Origin of the sequence: Streptomyces sp. bgisy159 (genome assembly GCF_965341775.1) — a bacterium.
Classification (GTDB): Bacteria; Actinomycetota; Actinomycetes; order Streptomycetales; family Streptomycetaceae; genus Streptomyces.
In genome coordinates this window covers 85,412-110,807 of record NZ_CBDQZH010000005.1, presented here as the reverse complement: position 1 = coordinate 110,807, position 25,396 = coordinate 85,412, and the positions used below count along the sequence as shown (strand labels likewise).

The window sequence follows — 25,396 nt, the reverse complement described above, 5'->3', positions numbered from 1 at the left end:
GGATGCCTTCCTTCTTCTGCGCCGTCCCTGCGCGCTCTTCCGCCCAGGTGACCACCTTCGACCCTAGGTGGCCGGACGGCGACCGCGAAGTGTACGTTTCATCCATCCGAGCCCTACAGGATGGATGAAACGCACATCATGCCGGATCCCACTGTTCCGCCGACGCCCCCGGTGCCGCTGTCCGCGCTGCTGGCCCGCGAGGATCTGGGACTGCGGCAGGTCGCCGGGCCCCGCGACGGGGGGACGGCCGTCCACTGGGCGCACGCGTCGGAGATGGCCGACCCGTACCCGTACCTGCTGGGCGGGGAACTGCTGCTCACGGCGGGCGTGCACATCCCCGGGGACGCGGACCGGGGCACGGACCGGGAGGCGGAGGGGGAGGCGGAGCGGGACGGCTTCTTCGACGGCTATGTCGCGCGGATCGTCGCCGCGGGCGGCGCGGCCCTCGGCTTCGGGCTGGCCCCGGTGCACGACACGGTGCCCGGCGCGCTGGTCGCGGCCTGCGAGGCGCACCGGCTGCCGTTGCTGGAGGTGCCGCCGCGGACCACGTTCTCGGGGGTGGCCCGCGCGGTCTGGGAACTGATGGAGCGGGCCCGCACCGCCGAGCTGCGCAGGGTGGCGGAGGCCCAGCAGAGCCTGGTGGCCGCCGCTTCCGGGCCCGACCCGGTGTCGGCGGTGCTGCGCCGGCTCGCCCGGCGGGTGGGCGGGCACGCGGTGCTGTACGGGCCGGGGGGCGCGGAGATCGCCTCGGCGGGGCGGATGCCCACCGGACCGGAGGAGTCCGAGGACGCGGCGGGGCCCGGGGCGTCCGAGGGCTCGCCGGGGCCGGTGCGGGCCGCCCTGGCCGGGCTGGCCGGTGTCGTCACCGCCCGCGCGTCCCGTACGGCCACCGACACCGTCGCCGGCCGTCAGCTGTCCGCGTACGCCCTGGGCGACGACCGGGGTTTCGTGCTCGGGGTCGCCGCGCCGGGCCGGGCCGCCGGGGACCACACCATCGTCTCCGCGGCGGCCGTGCTGCTGTCCCTGCTGACCGGCGAACGGCACGGCGGCAGCGGCGCGGCCCGCACCTCCGCCCTCGTGCGGCTTCTCCTGGGCGCCTCGGCCGAGGAGGTCGCCCCGCTGCTGGGCGACGACGAACGGTGGCAGGTGGTCCACGCCCGCCCGCAGCCGACGCCCGCCCCGGCCGCCACCGACCCGACCGCCACCGGTCGGCCTGCCACCGGTCAGCTCGCCGCCTTCGCCCTCGGAGCCGCGCTGGGTTCGCCGTTGGTCGACGTCGCGGACGGCCTCGTACGGGTGCTGCTGCCCGAGGGCACGGCACCCGCCCCCCAGCCCGGCTGGACGCTGGGGGCGAGCGCGCCCGTCGCCCCGGCGGACTGGGCGAGCGGCGACGCCCAGGCGGAGCGGGCGCTGGCCCGGGCACTGGCCACCCGCGCGCCGCTGGTGCGGCACGGGGCCGGCGCGGGGCTCGCCGCACTGGTGCCGCCGGACGCGGCCGGGGCGCACGCCCGCGCCCTGCTCGCACCGCTCGACGGCCGGCCCGCGCTCACCGAGACGCTCCGCGTCTGGCTGTCGCTGCACGGCGGCTGGGACCGTACGGCGGTGGCGCTGGGCGTGCACCGCAACACCGTGCGGCAGCGGATCGCGCGCTGCACCGCCCTGCTGGGGACGGATCTGGATGATCCGGACGTCCGGATGGAGCTGTGGTTCGCGCTGCGCTCACCGGGGCTGAACAGGGCGGACGGCGGCACGTGACCCGCGTCCCAGCGGCCGGAACCGCGCCGCCTCGCACAGGTCGCTGCCTCACAATGGACACCATGCCGATACCCGGGACACCCAGCCGTGCCGAGCTCCTCGACCACCTCGTGCGCACCCGCATCGCGGGCGATGTCGCCACGCCGCGCGAGAACAACCTCTCGCACTACCGCCAGCTGGCGAACGGCAACCGGCACTACTGGCTCGGCCTGGAGCTCGGCGACCGCTGGAACGACGAGCAGGACGTGCTCGCGGTGATGGCCGAGCGGGTCGGCGTCAGCGACGACCCGGAGCACCGGTACGGCCAGGACACCATCGACCCGGAGCTGACCGTGGCCGGTCTGGAGCGGATGGCGGGGCGGCTGCGCAAGGCGGGCGAGGACCGGCAGCGGGTGCTGTTCGCCACCGGTCACCCGGGCGGCCTGCTGGACGTGCACCGCGCCACGGCCGCGGCCCTGCGCGCGGCGGGCTGCGAGATCGTGGTGATCCCGGACGGGCTGCAGACCGACGAGGGCTACGTCATGCAGTTCGCGGACGTGGCGGTCCTGGAGCACGGGGCGACCCTGTGGCACACCCACTCGGGCGAGCCGATGAAGGCGATCCTGACCGCGCTGGAGCACCTCGGCCGCCCGCTGCCCGACCTGGTGGTCGCCGACCACGGCTGGGCGGGGTACGCGGGGCAGCACGGCGTGGACTCCGTCGGGTACGCCGACTGCAACGACCCCGCCCTGTTCCTCGCGGAGGCGGAGGGCACCGTGCAGGTCGCCGTCCCGTTGGACGACCACGTGGTCAGCCCGCGCCACTACGACCCGATGACGGCGTACCTGCTGGCGGAGGCGGGGCTGTCCTGACCCGTCAGGCCCGCGGCACCCGGACCACGCCCTCCTGGATCACCGACACGGCCAGCCGGCCGTCCTGGGTGTAGATGCGGGCCTGGCCGAGGCCGCGGCCGGCGTGGGCCGTCGGGGACTGCTGGTCGTACAGGAGCCATTCGTCGGCGCGGAAGGGGCGGTGGAACCACATCGCGTGGTCCAGGGAGGCGCCGACCACGTCGCCGACCGCCCAGCCGCCCCGGCCGTGCGCGAGCAGCACCGAGTCCAGCAGCGTCATGTCGGAGACGTACGTGGCGAGGACGATGTGCAGCAGGGGGTCGTCGGCCAGCTTGCCGTTGGTGCGGAACCACACCTGGCTGTGCGGGTCGCGCGGCTCGCCGAAGCGGCCGTAGGGCGGCTCGTCGACGTAGCGCAGGTCGATCGCCTCGCGCGCCTGGAGGAAACGCTCGACGATCTCGGGGGCGAGGTGGTCGTAGCCGCGCAGCCGTTCGGCGGAGGTGGGCAGCGTGACCGGGTCGGGCGCGGGCGGCATGGCGGTCTGGTGGTCGAGGCCGTCCTCGTACTCCTGGAAGGACGCCGACAGCGTGAAGATCGGCCTGCCGTGCTGGACGGCGACCACCCGCCGGGTGGTGAAGGAGCGGCCGTCACGCATGCGTTCGACCGTGTAGACGATGGGCGCGCCCGGGTCGCCCATGCGCAGGAAGTACGCGTGCAGCGAGTGCGCGGGCCGGTCCGCGGGGACCGTGCGCCCGGCGGCGACCAGCGCCTGCGCCGCCACCTGCCCGCCGAAGACGCGCGGGACTACGGCCGACCGCGACCGGCCGCGAAAGATGTTCTCCTCGATCTGCTCCAGGTCGAGCAGATCGAGGAGATCCTGGAGTGCCTGGCTCACCCGTGTCCTTTACAGGCCCATGTCCTTGGCGATGATCGTCTTCATGATCTCGCTGGTGCCACCGTAGATGCGGTTGACGCGGTTGTCCGCGTACAGGCGGGCGATCGGGTACTCGTTCATGTAGCCGTAGCCGCCGTGCAGCTGGAGGCAGCGGTCGATGACGCGGTGGGCGACCTCGGTGCAGAACAGCTTGGCGGAGGCGGCCTCGGCGGGGGTCAGCTCGCCGGCGTCGAGCGCCTCGGTGGCGCGGTCGGCGACGGCCTCGGCGGCGTCCACCTCGGCCTGGCAGGCGGCCAGCTCGAACTTGGTGTTCTGGAAGTGGGCGACCGGCTTGCCGAAGACGGTGCGCTCCTGGACGTACTGCTTTGCGAACCGGACCGCGGCCTTGGCCTGCGCGTAGGCGCCGAAGGCGATGCCCCAGCGCTCGGAGGCCAGGTTGTGTCCGAGGTAGTAGAAGCCCTTGTTCTCCTCGCCGAGGAGGTCCTCGACGGGCACCTTGACGTCGACGAAGGCCAGCTCGGCGGTGTCGGAGGTGCGCAGGCCCAGCTTGTCCAGCTTGCGGCCGACGGAGTAGCCCTCGGACTTGGTGTCCACCGCGAACAGGGAGATGCCGAAGCGGCGGTCGTCCTCCTTCGGCGCGGAGGTGCGGGCGCACACGATGACCTTGTCGGCGTGCACACCGCCGGTGATGAAGGTCTTGGCGCCGTTGAGGACGTAGTGGGTGCCGTCCTCGCTCAGCTTGGCGGTGGTCTTCATGCCCGCGAGGTCGGAGCCGGTGCCCGGCTCGGTCATCGCGATGGCCCACATCTCCTCGCCGGAGACGAACTTCGGCAGGTAGCGCTTCTTCTGCTCGTCCGTGGCCAGCATCTTGATGTAGGGCAGGGCGAGCAGCACGTGCACGCCGGAGCCGCCGAACTGCACGCCCGCGCGCGCGGTCTCCTCGTAGAGGACGGCCTCGAACTTGTGGCTCTCCAGGCCGGCGCCGCCGAACTCCTCGGGGACGTTGATGCCGAAGATGCCCAGCTCGCCGAGCTTGTAGTAGAACTCGCGCGGCGCCTGGCCGGCGGCGAACCACTCGTCGTACACCGGCACGACCTCGGCCTCGATGAAGGCGCGGAGGGTCTCCCGGAACGCCTCGTGATCCTCGTTGAACACCGTACGGCGCACTCGCCACACCTCCACGTACGTCGGCCGGCCGGGCCGAGCTGAACTGTCTAAGCGCTTGCTCAGAGCAACCGTACCGGCGAGTACGAACGGCGTCCAGAGGCCCCCGGTGGTAACGCTCGTCACGCTCCGGCGGCGGCCCCGAAGGCCCCCCGGGCCATGCGGTGGAGCAGTTCCGCCGTGACCCCCCGGCCCGGCAGGGAGCCCGGGCGGCCCAGGTGCGGAGTGGAGTTGAGGAGGCCGAAGACGGAGTGGACCGCCGAGCGGGCGGTGGGCTCGGTGAGCGCCGGGTAGGCCTCGCGGACCACCTGCACCCACAGCTCCACGTACTGCCGCTGGAGCTGGCGGACCAGCTTGCGGTCACTGTCCCGGAGGCGGTCCAGCTCGCGGTCGTGCAGGGTGATCAGGGGGCGGTCGTCGATCGCGAAGTCGATGTGGCCCTCGATGAGCGAGTCGAGAACCGCCTCCGGGGTGCCGCCGTCGACCTCCGCCAGGCGTCGCTTCGCGCCGGTCAGCAGCTGGCCGCTGATACCGACCAGCAGCTCGGCCAGCATCGCGTCCTTGCCGGCGAAGTGCCGGTAGAGGCCCGGGCCGCTGATGCCGACCGCGGCGCCTATCTCGTCGACGCCGACGCCGTGGAAGCCGCGCTCGGCGAAGAGGCGGGCGGCCTCCTTGAGGATCTGCTCGCGGCGGGTGGGGGCGTCGGTTCTGGTGGCCATGGAAGCAATTCTAGACAGGGAGGTTAGCGGTCGTTAACCTGAAGGAAATGGTTAACGCTCATTAACAGTCGATCACTGGGTGAGGGGACCGCACGACATGGATCAGGCACCGGAGCTGACGAGCGCGGCAGACCCCGCGTCCGCGGCCTGGCGCGCCAACGAACAGGCGCACCTCGCGCTGGTCGAGGAGCTGCGCGCCAAGCTGGCCGCGGCCCGCCTCGGCGGCGGCGAGAAGGCCCGCGCCCGGCACACCGCGCGCGGCAAGCTGCTGCCCCGGGACCGGGTGGACGCCCTCCTCGACCCGGGCTCGCCGCTGCTGGAGCTGGCGCCGCTCGCGGCCGACGGGATGTACGACGGGCAGGCCCCGGCCGCCGGCGTGATCGCCGGGATCGGCCGGGTCAGCGGCCGCGAGTGCGTGATCGTGGCGAACGACGCCACCGTCAAGGGCGGCACGTACTACCCGATGACGGTGAAGAAGCATCTGCGCGCCCAGGAAGTCGCCCTGGAGAACCGGCTGCCCTGCGTCTACCTGGTCGACTCCGGCGGCGCCTTCCTGCCGATGCAGGACGAGGTCTTCCCGGACCGCGAGCATTTCGGGCGGATCTTCTACAACCAGGCCCGGATGTCCGGCGCCGGCATCCCGCAGATCGCCGCCGTTCTCGGCTCCTGCACGGCCGGCGGCGCGTACGTCCCCGCCATGAGCGACGAGGCCGTGATCGTCCGCAACCAGGGCACGATCTTCCTCGGCGGCCCGCCACTGGTGAAGGCGGCCACCGGCGAGGTCGTCACCGCCGAGGAGCTGGGCGGCGGCGAGGTGCACTCCCGGGTGTCCGGCGTCACCGACCACCTCGCCGAGGACGACCCGCACGCCCTGCGGATCGTGCGCGACATCGTCGCCACGCTGCCGGCCCGCCACCCCCTGCCCTGGGAGGTCCGGCCACCGGTCGAGCCGAAGGTCGACCCCTACGGCCTGTACGGCGCCGTCCCGGTCGACTCCCGCACCCCCTACGACGCCCGCGAGATCATCGCGCGCGTGGTGGACGGCTCGCGCTTCGCGGAGTTCAAGGCGGAGTTCGGGCAGACCCTGGTCACCGGTTTCGCCCGCGTCCACGGCCACCCGGTGGGGATCGTCGCCAACAACGGCATCCTGTTCTCCGAGTCCGCCCAGAAGGGCGCCCACTTCATCGAGCTGTGCGACCAGCGCGGCATCCCGCTGCTGTTCCTGCAGAACATCTCCGGCTTCATGGTGGGCCGGGACTACGAGGCGGGCGGCATCGCCAAGCACGGCGCCAAGATGGTGACGGCCGTCGCGTGCACGCGCGTTCCGAAGCTGACCGTGGTGGTCGGCGGGTCGTACGGCGCGGGGAACTACTCCATGTGCGGCCGGGCCTACTCGCCGCGCTTCCTGTGGATGTGGCCGGGCGCCAAGATCTCCGTGATGGGCGGTGAGCAGGCCGCCTCCGTCCTGGCCACCGTCAAGCGGGACCAGCTGGAGGCGCGGGGCGAGGAGTGGCCGGCCGAGGACGAGGAGTCGTTCAAGGCGCCGATCCGCGCGCAGTACGAACGCCAGGGCAACGCCTACTACGCCACCGCCCGCCTCTGGGACGACGGGGTCATCGACCCGCTGGAGACCCGCCAGGTGCTGGGTCTGGCCCTGACCGCCTGTGCCAACGCGCCCCTGGGTGACCCCCAGTTCGGCGTCTTCCGGATGTGAGGGGAGCGTCCATGTTCGACACCGTCCTGGTGGCCAACCGCGGCGAGATCGCCGTCCGTGTCATCCGTACCCTGCGGTCGATGGGCGTCCGCTCGGTCGCCGTCTTCTCCGACGCGGACGCCGACGCACGCCACGTCCGGGAGGCCGACACGGCGGTACGGATCGGTCCCGCGCCGGCCGCCGAGAGCTATCTGTCGGTGGAGCGGCTGCTGGAGGCCGCCGCCCGCACCGGCGCCCAGGCCGTGCACCCGGGGTACGGCTTCCTCGCGGAGAACGCCGGCTTCGCGCGCGCCTGCGGGGAGGCCGGGCTGGTCTTCGTCGGGCCGCCCGCCGACGCCATCGCGCTGATGGGCGACAAGATCCGCGCCAAGGAGACCGTGCGGGCCGCCGGCGTGCCGGTGGTGCCCGGCGGGCGGGACCCGGAGCTGGCCGCGGCGGCCCGCGAGCTGGGCGCGCCGGTGCTGCTGAAGCCCAGTGCGGGCGGCGGCGGCAAGGGCATGCGCCTGGTACGCGATCTGAGCGTCCTGGAGGACGAGATCGCCGCCGCGCGCCGCGAGGCCCGCGCCTCCTTCGGCGACGACACCCTGCTGGTCGAGCGGTGGATCGACCGTCCCCGGCACATCGAGATCCAGGTCCTGGCCGACGGCCACGGCAACGTCGTCCATCTGGGCGAACGCGAGTGCTCCCTCCAGCGCCGCCACCAGAAGATCATCGAGGAGGCGCCGAGCGTCCTCCTCGACGAGGCCACCCGCGCGGCGATGGGCGAGGCGGCCGTCCAGGCGGCCCGCTCGTGCGGCTACCGGGGCGCGGGCACGGTGGAGTTCATCGTGCCGGGCGGGGACCCGTCGGCGTACTACTTCATGGAGATGAACACCCGCCTCCAGGTGGAGCACCCGGTCACCGAGCTGGTCACCGGGCTGGACCTGGTGGAGTGGCAGCTGCGGGTCGCCGCCGGGGAGCCGCTCGGCCTCGCCCAGGAGGACGTACGGCTCACCGGGCACGCGATCGAGGCCCGCGTCTGCGCCGAGGACCCCGCGCGCGGCTTCCTGCCGTCCGGCGGCACGGTCCTCAGGCTCCACGAGCCGCAGGGCGACGGGGTGCGCACCGACTCCGGGCTCAGCGAGGGCACCGAGGTCGGCAGCCTGTACGACCCGATGCTGTCCAAGGTGATCGCGTACGGCCCCGACCGCGCGACCGCGCTGCGCCGGCTGCGCGCCGCCCTCGCCGGGACGGTCACGCTGGGCGTGCAGACGAACGCCGGGTTCCTGCGGCGGCTGCTGGCCCACCCGGAGGTGGTGGCGGGCGACCTGGACACCGGTCTGGTGGAACGCGAGGTGGCGGGGCTGGTCCCCACCGACGTACCGGAGGAGGTGTACGAGGCCGCCGCGGCGCTGCGGCTGGAGGCGCTGCGCCCGCGCGGCGACACCTGGACGGACCCGTTCTCGGTGCCGAGCGGCTGGCGGATGGGCGGGGAGCCCAAGGCCGTGGCGTTCTGGCTGCGGGTACCGGGGCTGGAACCCGTCACCCACGAGGCCCGCGGCACCACCGCCGCCGTCACCGAGGACCGGGTCGGCGTCACCCTCGACGGCGTCCGGCACACCTTCCACCACGCCGGCGACTGGATCGGCCGCGACGGCGACGCCTGGCAGGTCCGGGACCACGACCCGGTAGCCGCGTCGCTGAGCCGGGCCGGGCACGCGGGGGCCGACTCGCTCACCGCGCCGATGCCCGGCACGGTCACCGTCGTGAAGGTCGCGGTCGGCGACGAGGTGACGGCCGGGCAGAGCCTGCTCGTGGTGGAGGCGATGAAGATGGAGCACGTCGTCTCCGCCCCGCACGCCGGCACGGTCACCGAACTCGACGTGACGCCGGGCAGCACGGTCGCCATGGACCAGGTGCTGGCCGTCATCGCGCCCCGTGAGGAGGCGACGGCATGAGAGGACTGCCCATGGTCGTCCCGGCCCCGGGTCTGCCCGCGCGCGTGCGGATCCACGAGGTCGGCGCGCGCGACGGCCTGCAGAACGAGCAGGCGACCGTACCGACCGAGGTGAAGGCGGAGTTCATCCGCCGGCTGGCCGGCGCGGGCCTGACCACCATCGAGGCGACGAGTTTCGTGCACCCCAAGTGGGTGCCCCAACTCGCCGACGCGGAGGCGCTGTTCCCGAGCGTCGCCGGCCTCGACGGGGTCGACCTGCCGGTCCTGGTGCCCAACGACCGCGGCCTGGACCGCGCCCTCGCGCTCGGCGCGCGCCGCGTCGCCGTGTTCGCCAGCGCCACCGAGTCGTTCGCCAAGGCCAACCTCAACCGGACGCTGGAGGAGTCGCTGGCGGTGTTCGGCCCGGTCGTGGAGCGCGCCAAGCGGGAGAACCTCCACGTGCGCGGCTATGTCTCCATGTGCTTCGGCGACCCCTGGGAGGGCGCGGTGCCGCTCCCCCAGGTGGTACGGGTCTGCCGGGCCCTGCGGGACATGGGGTGCGACGAGCTGAGCCTCGGCGACACCATCGGCGTCGCCACCCCCGGCCAGGTGGGCGCCCTGCTGACGCTCCTCGCCGAGGAGGGCGTGCCGACCGACGCGATCGGCGTCCACTTCCACGACACCTACGGCCAGGCCCTGGCCAACACGTACGCGGCACTGCAGCACGGCGTCACCACCGTCGACGCCTCCGCGGGCGGCCTGGGCGGCTGCCCGTACGCCAGGTCCGCCACCGGCAACCTCGCCACCGAGGACCTCGTGTGGATGCTGCACGGCCTCGGCATCGACACCGGAGTCGACCTCGGCCGTCTCACCGCCACCAGCGCGTGGATGGCCGAACAGCTGGGCCGGCCCAGCCCGTCCCGCACCGTCCGAGCCCTGTCCCACAAGGACCCCGAGGAGCAGTGACCCCGATGGACTTCCGACTCTCCCCCGAACTGGAAGAACTCCGCCGCACGGTGGAGCAGTTCGCGCACGACGTGGTGGCCCCCAAGATCGGCGACTTCTACGAGCGGCACGAGTTCCCTTACGAGATCGTGCGCGAGATGGGCCGGATGGGCCTGTTCGGGCTGCCGTTCCCGGAGGAGTACGGCGGCATGGGCGGCGACTACCTGGCGCTGGGCGTGGCGCTGGAGGAACTGGCCCGGGTGGACTCCTCGGTGGCGATCACCCTGGAGGCCGGGGTGTCGCTGGGCGCCATGCCGATCCACCTGTTCGGCACTGAGGAGCAGAAGCGCGAGTGGCTGCCCCGGCTGTGCTCCGGCGAGATGCTGGGCGCGTTCGGGCTGACCGAGCCGGACGGCGGCAGCGACGCCGGCGCCACCCGGACGACGGCCCGCCTCGACCCGGACACGGACGAATGGGTCATCAACGGCACCAAGTGCTTCATCACCAACTCGGGCACCGACATCACCGGGCTGGTGACGGTCACGGCGGTGACCGGGCGCAAGCCGGACGGCCGGCCGCTGATCTCCGCGATCATCGTGCCGTCGGGCACGCCGGGCTTCACGGTGGCCGCCCCCTACTCGAAGGTCGGCTGGAACGCCTCGGACACGCGCGAGCTGTCCTTCGACGACGTCCGTGTCCCGGCGGCGAACCTGCTGGGCGAACAGGGCCGCGGTTACGCACAGTTCCTGCGCATCCTGGACGAGGGCCGGATCGCCATCGCGGCGCTGGCCACCGGGCTGGCGCAGGGCTGTGTGGACGAGTCCGTACGGTACGCGAAGGAACGTCACGCCTTCGGCCGTCCCATCGGCGCCAACCAGGCCGTCCAGTTCAAGATCGCCGACATGGAGATGAAGGCCCACACCGCCCGCCTCGCCTGGCGTGACGCGGCGGCCCGCCTGGTCTCCGGCGCGCCCTTCAAGAAGGAGGCCGCGCTCGCCAAGCTGTACTCCTCCACGATCGCCGTGGACAACGCCCGCGACGCCACCCAGGTGCACGGCGGCTACGGCTTCATGAACGAGTACCCGGTGGCGCGGATGTGGCGCGACTCCAAGATCCTGGAGATCGGCGAGGGCACCAGCGAGGTGCAGCGCATGCTCATCGCGCGGGAGCTGGGTCTGGCGGGCTGAGGCCGAGGGCGGCCCGAGTTCCGGGCGGCGGCCCGCGCCGGGGGTGGCGCGGGCCGCCGTCGGGCGTTCACGCCTCCGGCTGCCCGCTCTCGCCGCCCGCACCGTCCGCACCGTCTTCTGCGTTCTTCGCGTCACCGGAGAACGCCGACGTGTCGAGGTCGAAGGGGGCGGGCACCTGAGCGCCGGGCCGTTCGCGCTCGCGGCAGGACCGTGTCACCCCCAGCCCCCTGGACAAGTTCTGAGGTTAGGCTAACCTACCTTTGATCTGTCCGGCGGTCTCCGCACGTCCGAAAGCAGCCTTCGCCATGCCCAATTCCAGAGCCACCCACCTCACCCGTCGCGGCATCCTGGCCGCCGGCGGCGCCCTCGGCCTCGGGGCCGCGCTCGCGGCCTGCGGGGACGACGACGCGAAAAGCGGTGGCTCGGACCCGGCGGCGTCCGCCACCGCCTCCGGCCCCTGGACGTTCGAGGACGACCGCGGCACGACCGTGAAGCTCGACAAGGCCCCCGCGAACATCGTCGCGTTCACCGGTGTCGCCGCCGCGCTCTTCGACTACGGCATCAAGGTCAAGGGCGTGTTCGGCCCGACCAGGACCTCCGACGGCAAGCCCGACGTCCAGGCCGGCGACATGGACGTCTCCGAGGTGGAGGTCATCGGCAACGTCTGGGACGAGTTCAACGTCGAGAAGTACGCGGCCCTCCAGCCCGACGTCCTCATCTCCACCATGTTCGACGACGCCGGCACCCTCTGGTACGTCCCCGAGGCGTCCAAGGACAAGATCGCCAAGCTGGCGCCGAGCGTCGGCATCTCCGTGTACGACCGTCAGCTCACCGAGCCACTGCAGCGGATGTGGGAGCTCGCCGAGTCGCTGGGCGCCGACATGGCCGCCGCGAAGGCGGCCGACGCGAAGAAGCGGTTCGAGGCCGCCGCCACCCGGCTGCGGGCCGCCGCCAAGGCCAAGCCCGACATCAAGGTGATGGCCGGGTCCGCGAGCCAGGAGCTGTTCTACGTCTCCGGCAGCAACCTCTCCATCGACCTGGAGTACTTCAAGGCCCTCGGCGTGAACCTCGTCGAGCCCCCGGAGAGCGCGAAGGCGCAGGGCGGCGGCTGGTACGAGTCTCTGAGCTGGGAGAACGTAGACAAGTACCCGGCCGACATCATCATGATGGACGACCGGTCCTCCACCATCCAGCCCGCCGACATCACCGAGGCGACCTGGAAGAAGCTGCCCGCGGTGAAGGCGGGCCAGGTCATCTCCCGGTCGCCGGAGCCGATCCTGTCGTACGACAAGTGCGTGCCGCTGCTGGAGACGCTGGCGCAGGCTCTGGAGAAGGCCGAGAAGGTCGCGTGAGCGCCGTCCACCCGCAACCCTGAGCCGAATCAGGAGCCCCCTGCCATGGCCACCGCCGTCGACAACCCCTTCCGGTTCTTCTCGCTGCACGTCGTCCGGACCGCGCGGCTCGGGCCGTCCCTGGTGCGGGTGACGTTCGGCGGGGAGGAACTGCGGCACTTCCACTCCGACGGGTACGACCAGTCGCTGTCGCTGTTCCTGCCGCATCCGGGCCAGGCCGGGCCGCGGGTACCCGTCGAGCTCGGCGAGGGATGGTGGCAGGGCTGGCGGGAACTGCCGGACGGCGTGAGGGCGGTGATGCGGTCGTACACCCTGCGGGCGCTGCGCCGGGAGCCCGACGAGATCGACGTCGACTTCGTGCTGCACGAACCCGCAGGGCACGCCTCGGAGTGGGCCGGACGGGCCGCCGCCGGTGACCGGGTGGTCCTGCTCGGGCCGGCCGTGGCGGACAACCGGGCGATCCGGTTCCGGCCGCCCGAGGACACCGACCTGGTGGTGCTGTGGGGCGACGGGACGGCGCTGCCCGCCATCGCCGCCATCCTGGAGGCCCTGCCCGACGGCCTGCCGGCCCGGGTCTGGCTGGAGACGCACGACCCGGGCGACGTCATGGACCTGACCGCCCCCGCGGACACCGAGATCACCTGGCTCGTCGCGGAGGGCGGCCAGGGCTCCCCGATGGCCCTCGACGCCCTCCGCGACGCCCGGCTCCCCGCCGCCGGACACCCGTACGTCTGGATCGCCGGCGAGTCCGCCGCCGTGAAGGCGCTGCGCCGGCACTTCGTGCGGGAGCGCGGGATCGACCGGCGCCGGGTCACCTTCGTCGGCTACTGGCGTCAGGGCCTGACCGAGGAACAGCTGCGCGAGCAGGGCGAGTAGGCCCCGGAGGCCGCCGCCCTCCCCACCCCGCACCCCCTGCCCCGTCCCCAGGAAGCGCTCCCCCCGGAAGTACGGCGCGAACGTGATCACCGCCACGGCGAGGTCCAGCCTGACCCAACCCAACTTAGGTTAGGCTAACCTAAGTTGATGCCGAGGCTCCGCCATCCGAGTCCGTCCGCAGCGGACCGTCCCCACCCCCGGAGGACCCCCACCATGCGCTCGCACCTGCTCAATGACACGACCGCGGAGCGGTACCGCCGCACCGTGACCGAAGGCGTCGAGCGGGTGGCCGCCCAACTCGCCGCCACCGACCGTCCGTTCACCGGCGTCACGGTCGACGCCCTCGCCCCGGTCATCGACGCGATCGATCTCGACCGGCCGCTGCGCGACACCGCCGCCGCCCTCGACGAACTGGAGGAGGTCTACCTCCGGGACGCGATCTACTTCCACCACCCGCGCTACCTCGCCCACCTCAACTGCCCGGTCGTCATCCCGGCCGTGCTCGGCGAGGCCGTCCTGTCCGCCGTCAACTCCTCGCTGGACACCTGGGACCAGTCGGCCGGCGGCACCCTCATCGAGCGCAAGCTCATCGACTGGACGGCCGCGCGGATCGGCCTCGGCCCGGCCGCCGACGGCGTGTTCACCTCGGGCGGCAGCCAGTCCAACCTGCAGGCGCTGCTGCTGGCCCGCGAGGAGGCCAAGACCCGCGACCTCGCCAGACTGCGCGTCTTCGCCTCCGAGGCGAGCCACTTCAGCGTCAGGAAGTCGGCGAAACTCCTCGGCCTGAGCGCCGACGCCGTGGTCACCCTCCCCGTGGACCACGACAAGCGGATGCAGACCGTCGCCCTCGCCCGGGAGCTGGAGCGCTGCGCGCGCGACGCCCTGGTCCCCATGGCCGTCGTCGCCACCGCCGGCACCACCGACTTCGGCTCCATCGACCCGCTGCCCGAGATCGCCGAACTGTGCGCCCAGTACGGCGCCTGGCTGCACGTGGACGCGGCCTACGGCTGCGGGCTGCTCGCCAGCCTGAAGTACCGCGACCGCGCCGACGGCATCGAGCGCGCCGACTCCGTCACCGTCGACTACCACAAGTCCTTCTTCCAGCCGGTGAGTTCGTCCGCCGTCCTGGTCCGGGACACGGCCACCCTGCGGCACGCCACCTACCACGCCGAGTACCTGAACCCGCGCCGCACGGTGCAGGAGCGCATCCCCAACCAGGTCGACAAGTCCCTGCAGACCACCCGCCGTTTCGACGCGCTGAAACTGTGGATGACCCTGCGTGTGATGGGCGCCGACGGCGTCGGGCGGCTCTTCGACGAGGTCTGCGACCTGGCCGCCGAGGCGTGGCGACTGCTCGCCCGCGACCCGCGCTTCGACGTCGTGGTCGAGCCCTCCCTGTCCACCCTGGTCTTCCGGTACGTCCCGGCCGCCGTCACCGATCCGGCCGAGACCGACCGCGCCAACCTGTACGCCCGCAAAGCCCTGTTCGCCTCCGGGGACGCGATCGTCGCCGGGACCAAGGTCGGCGGCCGTCACTACCTGAAGTTCACCCTGCTCAACCCCGAGACGACGCTGTCCGACATCACCGCCGTCCTCGACCTGATCGCCGGCCACGCCGAGCAGTACCTGGGAGAGTCCCTTGACCGCGCTTGCTGAATCCAAGACCTACGACTTCGTGGGCATCGGGCTCGGCCCCTTCAACCTCGGCCTGGCCTGCCTGACCGAGCCCGTCGCCGGACTCGACGGCGTCTTCCTGGAGTCCAAGCCCGACTTCGAGTGGCACGCCGGCATGTTCCTCGACGGCGCCCACCTCCAGACGCCGTTCATGTCGGACCTGGTCACCCTCGCCGACCCCACCTCGCCGTACTCCTTCCTCAACTACCTGAAGGAGAAGGGCCGGCTGTACTCGTTCTACATCCGCGAGAACTTCTACCCGCTGCGCGTCGAGTACGACGACTACTGCCGCTGGGCCGCGGCCAAACTCACCAGCATCCGCTTCGGCACGACGGTCACCGAGGTGAGCTACGACGAAGGGGCCGAGCTGTACGTCGTGCGCAGCGCGGCCGGCGAGGAGTTCCGCGCCCGTCACCTGGTCCTCGGCACCGGCACCGTGCCCTACCTCCCCGAGCCCTGCCGCGGCGTCGGCGGGGACCTGCTGCACACCGCCGAGTACATGCACCGCAAGGCCGAGCTCCAGCGCAAGAAGTCCATCACCGTCGTCGGCAGCGGCCAGAGCGCCGCCGAGATCTACCACGAGCTGCTCTCGGAGATCGACGTCCACGGCTACCAGCTCAACTGGGTCACCCGCTCCCCGCGGTTCTTCCCGCTCGAATACACCAAGCTGACGCTGGAGATGACCTCCCCGGACTACATCGACTACTTCCGCGCGCTGCCCGAGGAGACCCGCTACCGGCTGGAGAAGCAGCAGAAGGGCCTGTTCAAGGGCATCAACTCCGACCTCGTCGACGCGATCTTCGATCTGCTCTACCAGAAGAACGTCGAGAGCGGCGGCCGCCCGCTGCCCACCCGCCTGCTCACCAACTCCCGCCTGCACCGCGCCCGTCACGAGGACGGGACGTACACCCTCGGCTTCCGCCAGGAGGAGCAGGGCAAGGACTTCGAGATCACCACCGAGGGCCTGGTGATGGCCACCGGATACCACTACACCCCGCCGGCCTTCCTCGACCCGGTCCGCGACCGCCTCCGCTTCGACGGCCACGGCCGCTTCGACATCGCCCGCAACTACGCCGTCGACGTCACCGGACGCGGTGTCTTCCTGCAGAACGGCGGCGTCCACACCCACAGCGTCACCTCACCCGACCTGGGCATGGGCCCCTACCGCAACAGCTGCATCATCCGCGAGCTGCTCGGCAGCGAGTACTACCCGGTCGAGAAGACCATCGCCTTCCAGGAGTTCGCCGTATGAGCATCGGCACGCTGAGCACCCGACCGCTGGACCCCCTCAAGGACGCCGAGCTGCTGCACTCCTGGGTCACCCACCCCAAGGCCGCCTTCTGGATGATGCAGGACGCCCGGCTGGAGGACGTCGAACGCGCCTACATGGAGATCGCGGCCGACGAACACCACCACGCCCTCCTCGGCCTGCACGACGGGGAGCCCGCCTTCCTCATGGAGTACTACGACCCCGCCCACCGGGAGCTGGTCGGCCTGTACGAGCCGCAGCCCGGCGACATCGGCATGCACTTCCTGGTGGCGCCCACAGAAGCCCCGGTGCACGGCTTCACCCGGGCCGTCATCACCACCGTGATGACCCACCTCTTCGACGACCCGGCGGTCCGCCGCGTCGTCGTCGAGCCGGACGTCACCAACACGGCCGTGCACGCCCTCAACGAGGCCGTCGGCTTCGTGCCCGAGCGGGAGATCCGGAAGCCGGAGAAGAAGGCGCTGCTGAGTTTCTGCACCCGTGAGCGGTTCGAGGAGGCGGTGTCCGCGTGAACCCCACCCCGACCGGCGCCGTCGCCCACCTCACCCCGGAGCACTGGGCGAAGGCCAACCGGCTGCTGATCCGCAAGGCGCTCGCCGAGTTCGCCCACGAGCGGCTGATCACCCCCGAGGCCGACGGGGACGGCGGGTACGTCGTCCACACCGACGACGGGCGGACCGCGTACCGCTTCACGGCCGTACGCCGCGCCCTGGACCACTGGCAGGTCGACGCGGACTCCCTCACCCGCCACCGCGACGGCACCGAACTGCCGCTCGCCGCGCTGGACTTCTTCATCGAGCTGAGGAAGTCACTCGGCCTGAGCGACGAGATCCTGCCCGTCTACCTGGAGGAGATCTCCTCCACCCTCTCCGGCACCTGCTACAAGCTCACCAAGCCGCAGATCACCTCGGCCGAGCTGATCGACGCCGGGTTCCAGGCCGTCGAGACCGGCATGACCGAGGGCCACCCCTGTTTCGTCGCCAACAACGGCCGGCTGGGCTTCGGCGTCCACGAGTACCTGGCGTACGCCCCGGAGACGGCGAGCCCCGTCCGCCTGGTCTGGCTGGCCGCGCACCGCTCGCGTGCCGCGTTCACGGCGGGCGCCGGCATCGAGTACGAGTCCTTCGTCCGGCAGGAGCTGGGCGAGGCCACCGTCGAACGGTTCGCGGGGCGGCTGCGCGAGCGGGGTCTCGACCCGGCCGACTACCTCCTCATCCCCGTCCACCCCTGGCAGTGGTGGAACAAGCTGACCGTCACCTTCGCCGCCGAGGTCGCCCGGCAGCACCTGGTCTGCCTCGGCGAGGGCGACGACGAGTACCTGGCCCAGCAGTCCATCCGCACCTTCTTCAACACCTCCCACCCCGAGAAGCACTACGTGAAGACGGCCCTGTCCGTCCTCAACATGGGCTTCATGCGCGGCCTGTCCGCCGCCTACATGGAGGCCACCCCGGCGATCAACGACTGGCTGGCCGCCCTGATCGAGGGCGACCCGGTGCTCAGGTCCACCGGCCTGTCGGTCATCCGGGAGCGGGCCGCCGTCGGGTACCGGCACCTGGAGTACGAGGCGGCCACGGACCGCTACTCGCCCTACCGCAAGATGCTCGCGGCGCTGTGGCGGGAGAGCCCGGTGCCCTCCCTGGCGGACGGCGAGTCGCTCGCGACGATGGCCTCGCTGATCCACGTCGACCACGCGGGCCGGTCGGTTGCGGGCGCCCTGGTCGAACGCTCGGGCCTGGCCCCGCAGGAGTGGCTGCGCGCCTACCTGCGGGCCTACTACGTCCCGCTGCTGCACTCGTTCTACGCCTACGACCTGGTCTTCATGCCGCACGGCGAGAACACGATCCTGGTGCTGGAGGACGGGGTCGTGCGGCGGGCCGTCTACAAGGACATCGCCGAGGAGATCGCGGTGATGGACCCGGACGCGGTGCTGCCGCCCGAGGTCGCGCGCATCCGCGTCGAGGTGCCCGAGGACAAGAAGCTGCTGTCGATCTTCACGGACGTCTTCGACTGCTTCTTCCGCTTCCTGGCCGCACAGCTCGCCGCCGAGGAGATCCTGCCCGAGGACGACTTCTGGCGCACGGTCGCCGAGGTCACCCGCGCCTACCAGGAGGCGACGCCCGAGCTGGCGGAGAAGTTCCGCCAGTACGACATCTTCGCGCCCGAGTTCGCGCTGTCCTGCCTCAACCGGCTCCAACTGCGCGACAACCGGCAGATGGTGGACCTGGCGGACCCGTCGGGGGCGCTGCAGCTGATCGGCACCCTGCCAAATCCCCTCGCCGGTCTCTGACCCGTCGGCGGGAGCGGCGGCTCCTTTGCCACAATCCCTCCATGGCGGAAATCATCCAGAAGGACGGCACCTGGGTCTTCGAAGGTGACGCGCTGCGGCTGACGCCGGGACGCGACAAGAGCGTCGGGCTGCTGCGCCGGGAACTGGGTGAAGTGACCGTCCCGCTGGAGGCGTTGACGGCGGTCTCGTTCGAACAGGGCCGGCGCGGCGGGCGGCTCAGGCTGCGCCTGCGGGACGGCGCGGACCCCCTGCTGTCGGCCACCGGCGGCCGGCTGACCGAGCCGCACGACCCCTACCAGCTGGCCGTGGGCTCGCAGTGGTACGGCGTCGCCGAGTACTTCGCGGACGAGGTGCGCAACGCGCTGCTGCTGGAGCAGGTGGGATCCGGCCCGGTCGGCCGGTACCTGGTGCCCGGACCGTCGGTGCCGCTGACCGTCTCCGCCGGGGACGGCACCGCGAGCTTCGACGGCGACCGCGTGCGCCTGGAGTGGAACTGGAAGACGGAGGACTCCAAGGCGTCCGCCGGCGCCCGCGAGATCCCCCTCGCCGACATCACGGGCGTGGAGTGGCATCCGTCGGCCGGCCTGGAGAACGGCTGGCTCCGCTTCACCGTGCGGGGCTCGGCGACGAAGGCCCCGCCGAAGTACGACCCGAACGCCGTCGAGCTGTGGGGCTTCAAGAAGGACCCGCTGATGGCCCTGGTCGCGGCGGCGGTCCAGGCGCGGTTGCCCCACCCCTGCGCGGCGCCCGCGCCGCCGGCGGCGATCGCCGCTCCCGGGCCGCGGGCCGCCGCCCCTTCCGGCGACGACCACGACGCCCTGCTGCGCCGCCTGCGCGAGCTGGGTGAGCTGCACCGCTCCGGCGTGCTGACGGAGGAGGAGTTCACGCTGGCCAAACAGGCGGTCCTCAAGCGGATGTAGCACCACCGGACCCACTCTGCCCGAAATCGGGCAAGATTCTTGCGAAAGCCGTCCGCTTACCCCAGGATCTACCGGGTGCACGACGAACTTGTTGATCACCTCACGCGGACCACGCCCCTGAACAGGGGCGAGGCGCTGCGGGTGATCCAGGACGTGCTCGCGTACTTCGACGAGACGACCGAGGAATACGTCCGTCGCCGCCACCGCGAGCTCCAGGCCCAGGGCCTGGTGAACGCGGAGATCTTCGAACGGATCGAGGCGGACCTCAGATACCGGGCGGTGGCACCCCCCGAGCTCTCGCTCAGGCAGCTGCGCCGCATCGTCTACGGCTAGGAAGTCCCTATATGTGCGGAATCGTCGGTTACATCGGGAAGCGTGACGTCGCCCCGCTGCTGCTGGAGGGCCTGCAGCGCCTGGAGTACCGCGGCTACGACTCGGCCGGCATCGTCGTCAGCTCCCCGAAGTCGGCGGGCCTGAAGATGGTGAAGGCCAAGGGCCGCGTGCGCGACCTGGAGGCCAAGGTCCCGGCCCGCTTCAAGGGCACCACCGGCATCGCCCACACCCGCTGGGCCACCCACGGCGCCCCCTCCGACGTGAACGCCCACCCGCACATGTCGGCCGACAGCAAGGTCGCGGTCGTCCACAACGGCATCATCGACAACGCCGCCGACCTGCGCCGCAAGCTGGAGGCGGACGGCGTCGAGTTCCTCTCCGAGACCGACACCGAGGTCCTCACCCACCTGGTCGCCCGGTCCCAGGCCGAGAAGCTGGAGGACAAGGTCCGCCAGGCGCTGCACGTGGTCGAGGGCACCTACGGCATCGCCGTGATGCACGCCGACTTCCCGGACCGCATCGTCGTCGCCCGCAACGGCTCCCCGGTCGTCCTCGGCGTCGGCGAGAAGGAGATGTTCGTCGCCTCGGACATCGCCGCGCTGGTCGCCCACACCCGCCAGATAGTCACCCTCGACGACGGCGAGATGGCCACCCTCAAGGCCGACGACTTCCGCACGTACACCACCGAGGGCACCCGGACCACGTCCGAGCCGACCACCGTCGAGTGGGAGGCCGCCTCCTACGACATGGGCGGCCACGACACCTACATGCACAAGGAGATCCACGAGCAGGCCGACGCCGTGGACCGCGTGCTGCGCGGCCGCATCGACGACCGGTTCTCCACCGTGCACCTGGGCGGCCTCAACCTGGACGCCCGCGAGGCGCGCCAGATCCGCCGCGTGAAGATCCTGGGCTGCGGCACCTCGTACCACGCGGGCATGATCGGCGCCCAGATGATCGAGGAGCTGGCCCGCATCCCCGCCGACGCCGAGCCGGCCTCCGAGTTCCGCTACCGCAACGCGGTCGTCGACCCCGACACCCTGTACATCGCCGTCTCCCAGTCCGGTGAGACGTACGACGTGCTGGCGGCCGTCCAGGAGCTGAAGCGCAAGGGCGCCCGGGTGCTCGGCGTGGTCAACGTCGTCGGCTCGGCGATCGCCCGCGAGGCGGACGGCGGCATCTACGTGCACGCCGGCCCCGAGGTCTGCGTGGTGTCCACCAAGTGCTTCACCAACACCTGCGTCGCCTTCGCGCTGCTCGCCCTGCACCTGGGCCGCACCCGCGACCTGTCGGTCCGCGACGGCAAGCGGATCATCGAGGGCCTGCGCAAGCTGCCCGGCCAGATCGCCGAGATCATGGCGCAGGAGGCGGAGGTGGAGAAGCTCGCCGAGGAGTTCGCCGAGGCCCGCTCGATGCTCTTCATCGGCCGCGTCCGGGGCTACCCGGTGGCCCGCGAGGCCTCCCTGAAGCTCAAGGAGGTCTCCTACATCCACGCCGAGGCCTACCCCGCCTCCGAGCTCAAGCACGGCCCGCTGGCCCTCATCGAGCCGGCCCTGCCGACGGTCGCCATCGTCCCCGACGACGACCTGCTGGAGAAGAACCGCGCCGCGCTGGAGGAGATCAAGGCCCGCCAGGGCCAGATCCTCGCCGTCGCCCACCAGGCGCAGGAGAAGGCCGACCGCACGATCGTCGTCCCGAAGAACGAGGACGAGCTCGACCCGATCCTCATGGGCATCCCGCTGCAACTGCTCGCCTACTACACGGCGAAGGCCCTGGGCCGGGACATCGACAAGCCCCGCAACCTCGCCAAGTCGGTGACGGTCGAGTAGGCGGCCCTCGCACCGGGGCGCGGGGAACGGCGCGAACGCCTCCGCCCGCCCGCAGGTGCAGTACGACGTGACGGACCCCCACGTGCGCCACCCGCACGTGGGGGTCCGTTCATGTCCGCCGGGGCCGCCCGAGTCCCCGGCGGACGGCTGCCGTTCAGCCGGCGGCCGTCACACCCCGGCCGGCAGCCCGCCGCGGGAGCGCGGTCGGCCAGTGCGCCAGCGCCGCCGTCGCCGCGTACCAGGCGAGCGCCCCGGAGGCGACCGCGAACCAACCGCCCACCTTGGCGAGCCCGTTCAGGTCGCCGAAGCGCGCGATGGCCATGAGCACCAGCGCGACGAGGAACAACCCGTAGGTGGCCTGCGTCAGTTGGTCGCCGCCCGCGGCGGTCAGGGAGAGCGCCACCAGGGCGAACAGGACCAGGAAGAGCCCGGCCGCGTTGTCGGAGACCTGGGTGCCCGCGGACAGCGCCCAGGTGAACCAGAAGGCGCCGAGCACCGAGTAGGCCGTGCCGGTGGCCGTGTCACGGTCCCGGAAGGCGAACAGGCCGGCGACGAACAGGGCGACGCCGCCGACGTAGTGGGCGACGGACACGGCGTCGGCCGCCGTCACGCCGTCGATGACATCGGCGGTGCCGATGCCGAAGGCCAACAGGGTGACGCCGAGCGCGAGTCGGCCGGCGATCGTGGTGGTGCTTCCCGCAGAGACGTCGTTGTCCACGGCGGGCTCCCTTCATGCAATGGGGTTGCGCGGTGACCGATATATGCCCTTCACAAAGGCACAAACACCTCTACGGGCGAGTAGGTTCATCCGGTCATGTGCCCGGTCACAAAAGGGGGTTGCCGCTTCCCACGGCGCATCTCACCTGGGAGAACGGTGAGTTACGGAATGACAACGACCGGCCGCTTGGCGCGCTTGGCGAGCCGGCCGGCGACGGAGCCGAAAATGCGCCCCGCGAGGCCGTGCGTGGAGCCGACGACGATCGCGTCGGCCTCGTACTCGCGGCCGACCTCCTCCAGCTCGTGGCAGATGTCGCCGCCGCGCTCGACGAGGATCCAGGGCACCTCGGCGAGGTAGTCGGCGCAGGCCAGTTCCAGCCCCAGCACCTCGGTGCGGTGGTCCGGCACGTCCACGAAGACGGGCGGCTCGCAACCGGCCCACACCGTGGTGGGCAGCCGGTTGGCCACGTGCACGATGATCAGGCCCGACCGGGACCGGTTGGCCATGCCGACGGCGTACGCGAGGGCGCGCTCACTGGAGGTGGAGCCGTCGAAGCCGACGACGACACCGTGCTTGAAAGCGGGATCGCAGGCGGGGCGCGCCTCTTGTGCCGCCAGGGGATCGGCCGCCGTCGGGTCGGCGACGGGCCGCTTGCGGTCCGCGGGTTCGAAGAATTCGTGACCGGCCATGATTGTCTCGGCGTTCAGATCCTCGTGGGTGGGACGACAGTGAGCGGCGGAGCCGTGTCCGGGAATCATCTTCCCAACCCCATACCCCCAAGGGTACGGCGGCACTCCTCCTTCGCCCAGATCCCGCGACGCAGGGTGGGGGGCGCCCCCGCACACCGTGCCCGGGGTTCCAGGGAGCATGCACGAGGGTGCGCGGGTAACGCAATGGTTGCTGCCCCGTACAGGCGGTTTGCCCGACGTTCACCCACCGTGGCCGGTCCACACAGTGACCGAGTGATCGAACTCGCGTTGAACCGGGTGATCGCACGCCCCAGGAGTCCGCATGTCCGCAGCGCCCCGCACCGAGACCGACCCGGCAGACCCCGGCGGCGAGAAGGCGACCGACCTCGTCCGCTGGGCGGCCTTCAGCTGCGTCCTGGTCCCGGTGGTGCTGCTCTGGTACGGCAGTTCACTGGCCGGCACGGCCGGCACGGCGCTGGGCCTCGCGGCGGTCACGGCCGTGTGCCGGTGGCTGCTGCGGCAGTCGGAACGGGGTGCGGCCCGGCCGCACGGCGAGCGGCAACCGTCCCGCGCGCACCACCGGGGCGGCCGTCACCGCACGGGTACGGGCGCTCACCGAGGCGGACGCCGCGGCGGGGGAAACACACCGGTCGGCTGACCGGTTTCCGCGCACACGCCCGTATCTTTTCAGCCAACTTCCCGCACCCGTGCATCACGGCTGCACACCACCCCCCTCACCCGGCCTGACCTGCATGGAAAGGGTCACGGGACCCTTGCGCACCCTACGCAGATTGGCCACACCCACAAGGCGCACTTCCCTGCACGACCCACGAGTGCAACGCTTCGTGATCGAATGCTTCACGCCAAGTTGCCATGTCGACAATGTGCCGGGTGGCGAACCGGTCGCCCCGGCACGGGCGCGACACAGTAGATTCGATCTTGACTGTCTACGGCGGGGGACTCGTGCAGGACCGAGGGGAAACGTGCAGGAGCGACACAACCGAGGAGCCGCGACCACCGAGGGGGGCTTAGCAGGATGAGCCACGACTCCACTGCCGCGCCGGAAGCCGCGACCCGGAAGCTTTCCGGGCGCCGCCGCAAGGAGATCGTCGCGGTGCTGCTGTTCAGCGGCGGTCCCATCTTCGAGAGTTCCATTCCGCTGTCGGTGTTCGGAATAGACCGCCAGGACGCCGGCGTGCCGCGCTACCGACTGCTGGTGTGCGGAGGTGAGGACGGCCCGCTGCGGACCACAGGGGGCCTGGAACTGACCGCACCACACGGCCTGGAGGCGATATCCCGGGCGGGCACGGTCGTCGTGCCCGCCTGGCGGTCGATAACCTCCCCGCCACCGGAGGAGGCGCTCGACGCGCTGCGCCGTGCCCACGAGGAGGGCGCCCGCATCGTCGGCCTGTGCACCGGCGCCTTCGTCCTCGCGGCGGCGGGCCTGCTGGACGGCCGGCCCGCGACCACCCACTGGATGTACGCGCCGACGCTGGCCAAGCGCTACCCGTCGGTCCACGTGGATCCGAGGGAGCTCTTCGTCGACGACGGGGACGTGCTGACCTCAGCGGGCACCGCGGCCGGAATCGATCTCTGTCTTCATATTGTGCGAACGGATCACGGCAACGAGGCGGCGGGCGCGCTGGCCCGGCGTCTGGTGGTCCCGCCGCGCCGGTCGGGCGGCCAGGAGCGCTACCTCGACAGGTCTTTACCCGAGGAGATCGGCGCCGACCCGCTGGCCGAGGTCGTCGCCTGGGCGCTGGAACACCTCCACGAGCAGTTCGACGTGGAGACCCTGGCGGCACGCGCCTACATGAGCCGCCGCACCTTCGACCGCCGGTTCCGCTCGCTGACGGGGTCCGCCCCGTTGCAGTGGCTGATCACCCAGCGGGTGCTGCAGGCCCAGCGGCTGCTGGAGACGTCCGACTACTCGGTGGACGAGGTGGCGGGCCGCTGCGGCTTCCGCTCACCGGTGGCCCTGCGCGGCCACTTCCGCCGGCAGCTCGGCTCGTCGCCTGCCGCCTACCGGGCCGCGTACCGGGCACGCCGGCCGCAGGGCGAGCGGATCGAGGGCGACCAGTCGCCCCCGCCGCTGTCCGCGCCCCCGGCCGCCGACCGGTCACCGGCGTCGGCGATGGGCGGGCCGCCCACCCTGCACCCGGAGAGCCCGCTCCCCCTGCAGTCCCGGCGCACCCCCGCCACCGCGGGCGCCGTGGGCTCGGCCGCGGGCCTGTCCCCGGACCACGCCCGGGAGGCGTACGCCGCCCGAGTGGGGCTGCCGGGGCAGCGCAGCGGGGCGTAGGACGGTGAGGCGGGGCCGGGGC

At 71.9% G+C, this 25,396-nt stretch carries 23 protein-coding genes; 17 read left to right on the top strand and 6 right to left on the bottom strand.

Annotated elements, in window-relative coordinates; all coding sequences use genetic code 11:
* Positions 1–138 precede the first annotated feature (138 nt).
* Both ACSLTV_RS07530 and ACSLTV_RS07525 read left to right on the top strand, forming a co-directional pair.
* Entirely contained in the window at positions 139–1,755 is a 1,617-nt protein-coding gene (locus ACSLTV_RS07530; protein ID WP_435611858.1) for a helix-turn-helix domain-containing protein, read from the top strand.
* A 62-nt stretch (positions 1,756–1,817) separates the two neighbouring features.
* Complete coding sequence (locus ACSLTV_RS07525) at positions 1,818–2,606, top strand: phosphatase (protein ID WP_432156660.1); 789 nt, start codon at positions 1,818–1,820, stop codon at positions 2,604–2,606.
* Positions 2,607–2,610: 4 nt separating this feature from the next.
* Here the strand turns inward: ACSLTV_RS07525 and ACSLTV_RS07520 are convergent, their stop codons facing one another.
* The 3 genes from ACSLTV_RS07520 to ACSLTV_RS07510 all read right to left on the bottom strand — a co-directional run bounded on the left by ACSLTV_RS07520 (position 2,611) and on the right by ACSLTV_RS07510 (position 5,363).
* The gene (locus tag ACSLTV_RS07520; protein WP_432133149.1) at positions 2,611–3,480 is read right to left on the bottom strand and encodes an acyl-CoA thioesterase; all 870 of its coding nucleotides are present in this window, start codon (positions 3,478–3,480) and stop codon (positions 2,611–2,613) included.
* Between the two features lie 9 nt (positions 3,481–3,489).
* Complete coding sequence (locus ACSLTV_RS07515) at positions 3,490–4,647, bottom strand: acyl-CoA dehydrogenase family protein (protein WP_432133150.1); 1,158 nt, start codon at positions 4,645–4,647, stop codon at positions 3,490–3,492.
* Positions 4,648–4,766: 119 nt separating this feature from the next.
* Entirely contained in the window at positions 4,767–5,363 is a 597-nt protein-coding gene (locus ACSLTV_RS07510; RefSeq protein ID WP_435611857.1) for an SACE_7040 family transcriptional regulator, read from the bottom strand.
* A 97-nt stretch (positions 5,364–5,460) separates the two neighbouring features.
* On the opposite strand from ACSLTV_RS07510, the gene ACSLTV_RS07505 reads away from it, so the two are divergent.
* The 4 genes from ACSLTV_RS07505 to ACSLTV_RS07490 are packed head-to-tail and all read left to right on the top strand — an operon-like array spanning position 5,461 to position 11,124.
* Positions 5,461–7,077 (top strand): carboxyl transferase domain-containing protein, encoded by a 1,617-nt coding sequence (locus ACSLTV_RS07505; RefSeq protein WP_435611856.1) that lies wholly within the window; start codon positions 5,461–5,463, stop codon positions 7,075–7,077.
* 11 nt (positions 7,078–7,088) lie between these two features.
* The gene (locus tag ACSLTV_RS07500; protein WP_432133153.1) at positions 7,089–9,014 is read left to right on the top strand and encodes an acetyl/propionyl/methylcrotonyl-CoA carboxylase subunit alpha; all 1,926 of its coding nucleotides are present in this window, start codon (positions 7,089–7,091) and stop codon (positions 9,012–9,014) included.
* On the top strand, positions 9,011–9,958 hold the full coding sequence (locus ACSLTV_RS07495; RefSeq protein ID WP_432133154.1) for a hydroxymethylglutaryl-CoA lyase: 948 nt from the start codon (positions 9,011–9,013) through the stop codon (positions 9,956–9,958). The genes ACSLTV_RS07500 and ACSLTV_RS07495 overlap by 4 nt, the downstream gene beginning before the upstream one ends.
* Before the next feature lie 5 nt (positions 9,959–9,963).
* Positions 9,964–11,124, top strand: a complete 1,161-nt coding sequence (locus tag ACSLTV_RS07490; RefSeq protein WP_432156662.1) for an acyl-CoA dehydrogenase family protein — start codon at positions 9,964–9,966, stop codon at positions 11,122–11,124.
* A gap of 67 nt (positions 11,125–11,191) precedes the next feature.
* On the opposite strand, the gene ACSLTV_RS07485 is transcribed toward ACSLTV_RS07490, so the two are convergent.
* Positions 11,192–11,359 carry a hypothetical protein gene (locus tag ACSLTV_RS07485; protein WP_435611855.1) on the bottom strand — a complete coding sequence of 56 codons (168 nt, stop codon included), beginning with the start codon at positions 11,357–11,359 and terminating at the stop codon, positions 11,192–11,194.
* Between the two features lie 70 nt (positions 11,360–11,429).
* On the opposite strand from ACSLTV_RS07485, the gene ACSLTV_RS07480 reads away from it, so the two are divergent.
* The 9 genes from ACSLTV_RS07480 (at position 11,430) to glmS (ending at position 21,665) form a co-directional block, all read left to right on the top strand.
* Positions 11,430–12,476 carry an ABC transporter substrate-binding protein gene (locus ACSLTV_RS07480; RefSeq protein WP_432156663.1) on the top strand — a complete coding sequence of 349 codons (1,047 nt, stop codon included), beginning with the start codon at positions 11,430–11,432 and terminating at the stop codon, positions 12,474–12,476.
* Between the two features lie 45 nt (positions 12,477–12,521).
* Complete coding sequence (locus tag ACSLTV_RS07475) at positions 12,522–13,352, top strand: siderophore-interacting protein (RefSeq protein WP_432133158.1); 831 nt, start codon at positions 12,522–12,524, stop codon at positions 13,350–13,352.
* Positions 13,353–13,565: 213 nt separating this feature from the next.
* Positions 13,566–15,008 carry a lysine decarboxylase DesA gene (gene desA, locus ACSLTV_RS07470; RefSeq protein WP_435611854.1) on the top strand — a complete coding sequence of 481 codons (1,443 nt, stop codon included), beginning with the start codon at positions 13,566–13,568 and terminating at the stop codon, positions 15,006–15,008.
* Positions 14,992–16,278: a lysine N(6)-hydroxylase/L-ornithine N(5)-oxygenase family protein gene (locus tag ACSLTV_RS07465; RefSeq protein ID WP_432133160.1), complete on the top strand. Its 1,287-nt coding sequence runs from the start codon at positions 14,992–14,994 to the stop codon at positions 16,276–16,278. Before desA ends, ACSLTV_RS07465 begins: the two co-directional genes overlap by 17 nt.
* Positions 16,275–16,808, top strand: a complete 534-nt coding sequence (locus ACSLTV_RS07460; RefSeq protein ID WP_432133161.1) for a GNAT family N-acetyltransferase — start codon at positions 16,275–16,277, stop codon at positions 16,806–16,808. Before ACSLTV_RS07465 ends, ACSLTV_RS07460 begins: the two co-directional genes overlap by 4 nt.
* Positions 16,805–18,583 carry an IucA/IucC family protein gene (locus tag ACSLTV_RS07455; protein WP_435611853.1) on the top strand — a complete coding sequence of 593 codons (1,779 nt, stop codon included), beginning with the start codon at positions 16,805–16,807 and terminating at the stop codon, positions 18,581–18,583. The genes ACSLTV_RS07460 and ACSLTV_RS07455 overlap by 4 nt, the downstream gene beginning before the upstream one ends.
* Before the next feature lie 41 nt (positions 18,584–18,624).
* Positions 18,625–19,503, top strand: a complete 879-nt coding sequence (locus ACSLTV_RS07450) for a DUF4429 domain-containing protein (protein WP_432133163.1) — start codon at positions 18,625–18,627, stop codon at positions 19,501–19,503.
* A gap of 75 nt (positions 19,504–19,578) precedes the next feature.
* Positions 19,579–19,836 (top strand): hypothetical protein, encoded by a 258-nt coding sequence (locus tag ACSLTV_RS07445; RefSeq protein ID WP_432133164.1) that lies wholly within the window; start codon positions 19,579–19,581, stop codon positions 19,834–19,836.
* 11 nt (positions 19,837–19,847) lie between these two features.
* Positions 19,848–21,665, top strand: a complete 1,818-nt coding sequence (glmS, locus tag ACSLTV_RS07440; protein ID WP_432133165.1) for a glutamine--fructose-6-phosphate transaminase (isomerizing) — start codon at positions 19,848–19,850, stop codon at positions 21,663–21,665.
* A 154-nt stretch (positions 21,666–21,819) separates the two neighbouring features.
* Here glmS and ACSLTV_RS07435 read toward each other — a convergent pair whose 3' ends face one another.
* Complete coding sequence (locus ACSLTV_RS07435; protein ID WP_432156665.1) at positions 21,820–22,383, bottom strand: GPR1/FUN34/YaaH family transporter; 564 nt, start codon at positions 22,381–22,383, stop codon at positions 21,820–21,822.
* Positions 22,384–22,544: 161 nt separating this feature from the next.
* Positions 22,545–23,072 carry a universal stress protein gene (locus ACSLTV_RS07430; protein ID WP_432133167.1) on the bottom strand — a complete coding sequence of 176 codons (528 nt, stop codon included), beginning with the start codon at positions 23,070–23,072 and terminating at the stop codon, positions 22,545–22,547.
* Between the two features lie 322 nt (positions 23,073–23,394).
* On the opposite strand from ACSLTV_RS07430, the gene ACSLTV_RS07425 reads away from it, so the two are divergent.
* Together ACSLTV_RS07425 and ACSLTV_RS07420 are read left to right on the top strand one after the other, a co-directional pair.
* Complete coding sequence (locus tag ACSLTV_RS07425) at positions 23,395–23,730, top strand: hypothetical protein (protein ID WP_432133168.1); 336 nt, start codon at positions 23,395–23,397, stop codon at positions 23,728–23,730.
* A gap of 378 nt (positions 23,731–24,108) precedes the next feature.
* Entirely contained in the window at positions 24,109–25,374 is a 1,266-nt protein-coding gene (locus tag ACSLTV_RS07420) for a helix-turn-helix domain-containing protein (RefSeq protein WP_432133169.1), read from the top strand.
* Positions 25,375–25,396 lie beyond the last annotated feature (22 nt).

Coding starts and splice junctions, on each gene's coding strand:
- ACSLTV_RS07460 (WP_432133161.1), top strand. CDS start 16,275: ATGAGCATCGGCACGCTGAGCACCCGACCGCTGGACCCCCTCAAGGAC.
- ACSLTV_RS07510 (WP_435611857.1), bottom strand. CDS start 5,363: ATGGCCACCAGAACCGACGCCCCCACCCGCCGCGAGCAGATCCTCAAG.
- glmS (WP_432133165.1), top strand. CDS start 19,848: ATGTGCGGAATCGTCGGTTACATCGGGAAGCGTGACGTCGCCCCGCTG.
- ACSLTV_RS07430 (WP_432133167.1), bottom strand. CDS start 23,072: ATGGCCGGTCACGAATTCTTCGAACCCGCGGACCGCAAGCGGCCCGTC.
- ACSLTV_RS07475 (WP_432133158.1), top strand. CDS start 12,522: ATGGCCACCGCCGTCGACAACCCCTTCCGGTTCTTCTCGCTGCACGTC.
- desA (WP_435611854.1), top strand. CDS start 13,566: ATGCGCTCGCACCTGCTCAATGACACGACCGCGGAGCGGTACCGCCGC.
- ACSLTV_RS07425 (WP_432133168.1), top strand. CDS start 23,395: ATGTCCGCAGCGCCCCGCACCGAGACCGACCCGGCAGACCCCGGCGGC.
- ACSLTV_RS07530 (WP_435611858.1), top strand. CDS start 139: ATGCCGGATCCCACTGTTCCGCCGACGCCCCCGGTGCCGCTGTCCGCG.
- ACSLTV_RS07490 (WP_432156662.1), top strand. CDS start 9,964: ATGGACTTCCGACTCTCCCCCGAACTGGAAGAACTCCGCCGCACGGTG.
- ACSLTV_RS07525 (WP_432156660.1), top strand. CDS start 1,818: ATGCCGATACCCGGGACACCCAGCCGTGCCGAGCTCCTCGACCACCTC.
- ACSLTV_RS07500 (WP_432133153.1), top strand. CDS start 7,089: ATGTTCGACACCGTCCTGGTGGCCAACCGCGGCGAGATCGCCGTCCGT.
- ACSLTV_RS07420 (WP_432133169.1), top strand. CDS start 24,109: ATGAGCCACGACTCCACTGCCGCGCCGGAAGCCGCGACCCGGAAGCTT.
- ACSLTV_RS07450 (WP_432133163.1), top strand. CDS start 18,625: ATGGCGGAAATCATCCAGAAGGACGGCACCTGGGTCTTCGAAGGTGAC.
- ACSLTV_RS07495 (WP_432133154.1), top strand. CDS start 9,011: ATGAGAGGACTGCCCATGGTCGTCCCGGCCCCGGGTCTGCCCGCGCGC.
- ACSLTV_RS07480 (WP_432156663.1), top strand. CDS start 11,430: ATGCCCAATTCCAGAGCCACCCACCTCACCCGTCGCGGCATCCTGGCC.
- ACSLTV_RS07505 (WP_435611856.1), top strand. CDS start 5,461: ATGGATCAGGCACCGGAGCTGACGAGCGCGGCAGACCCCGCGTCCGCG.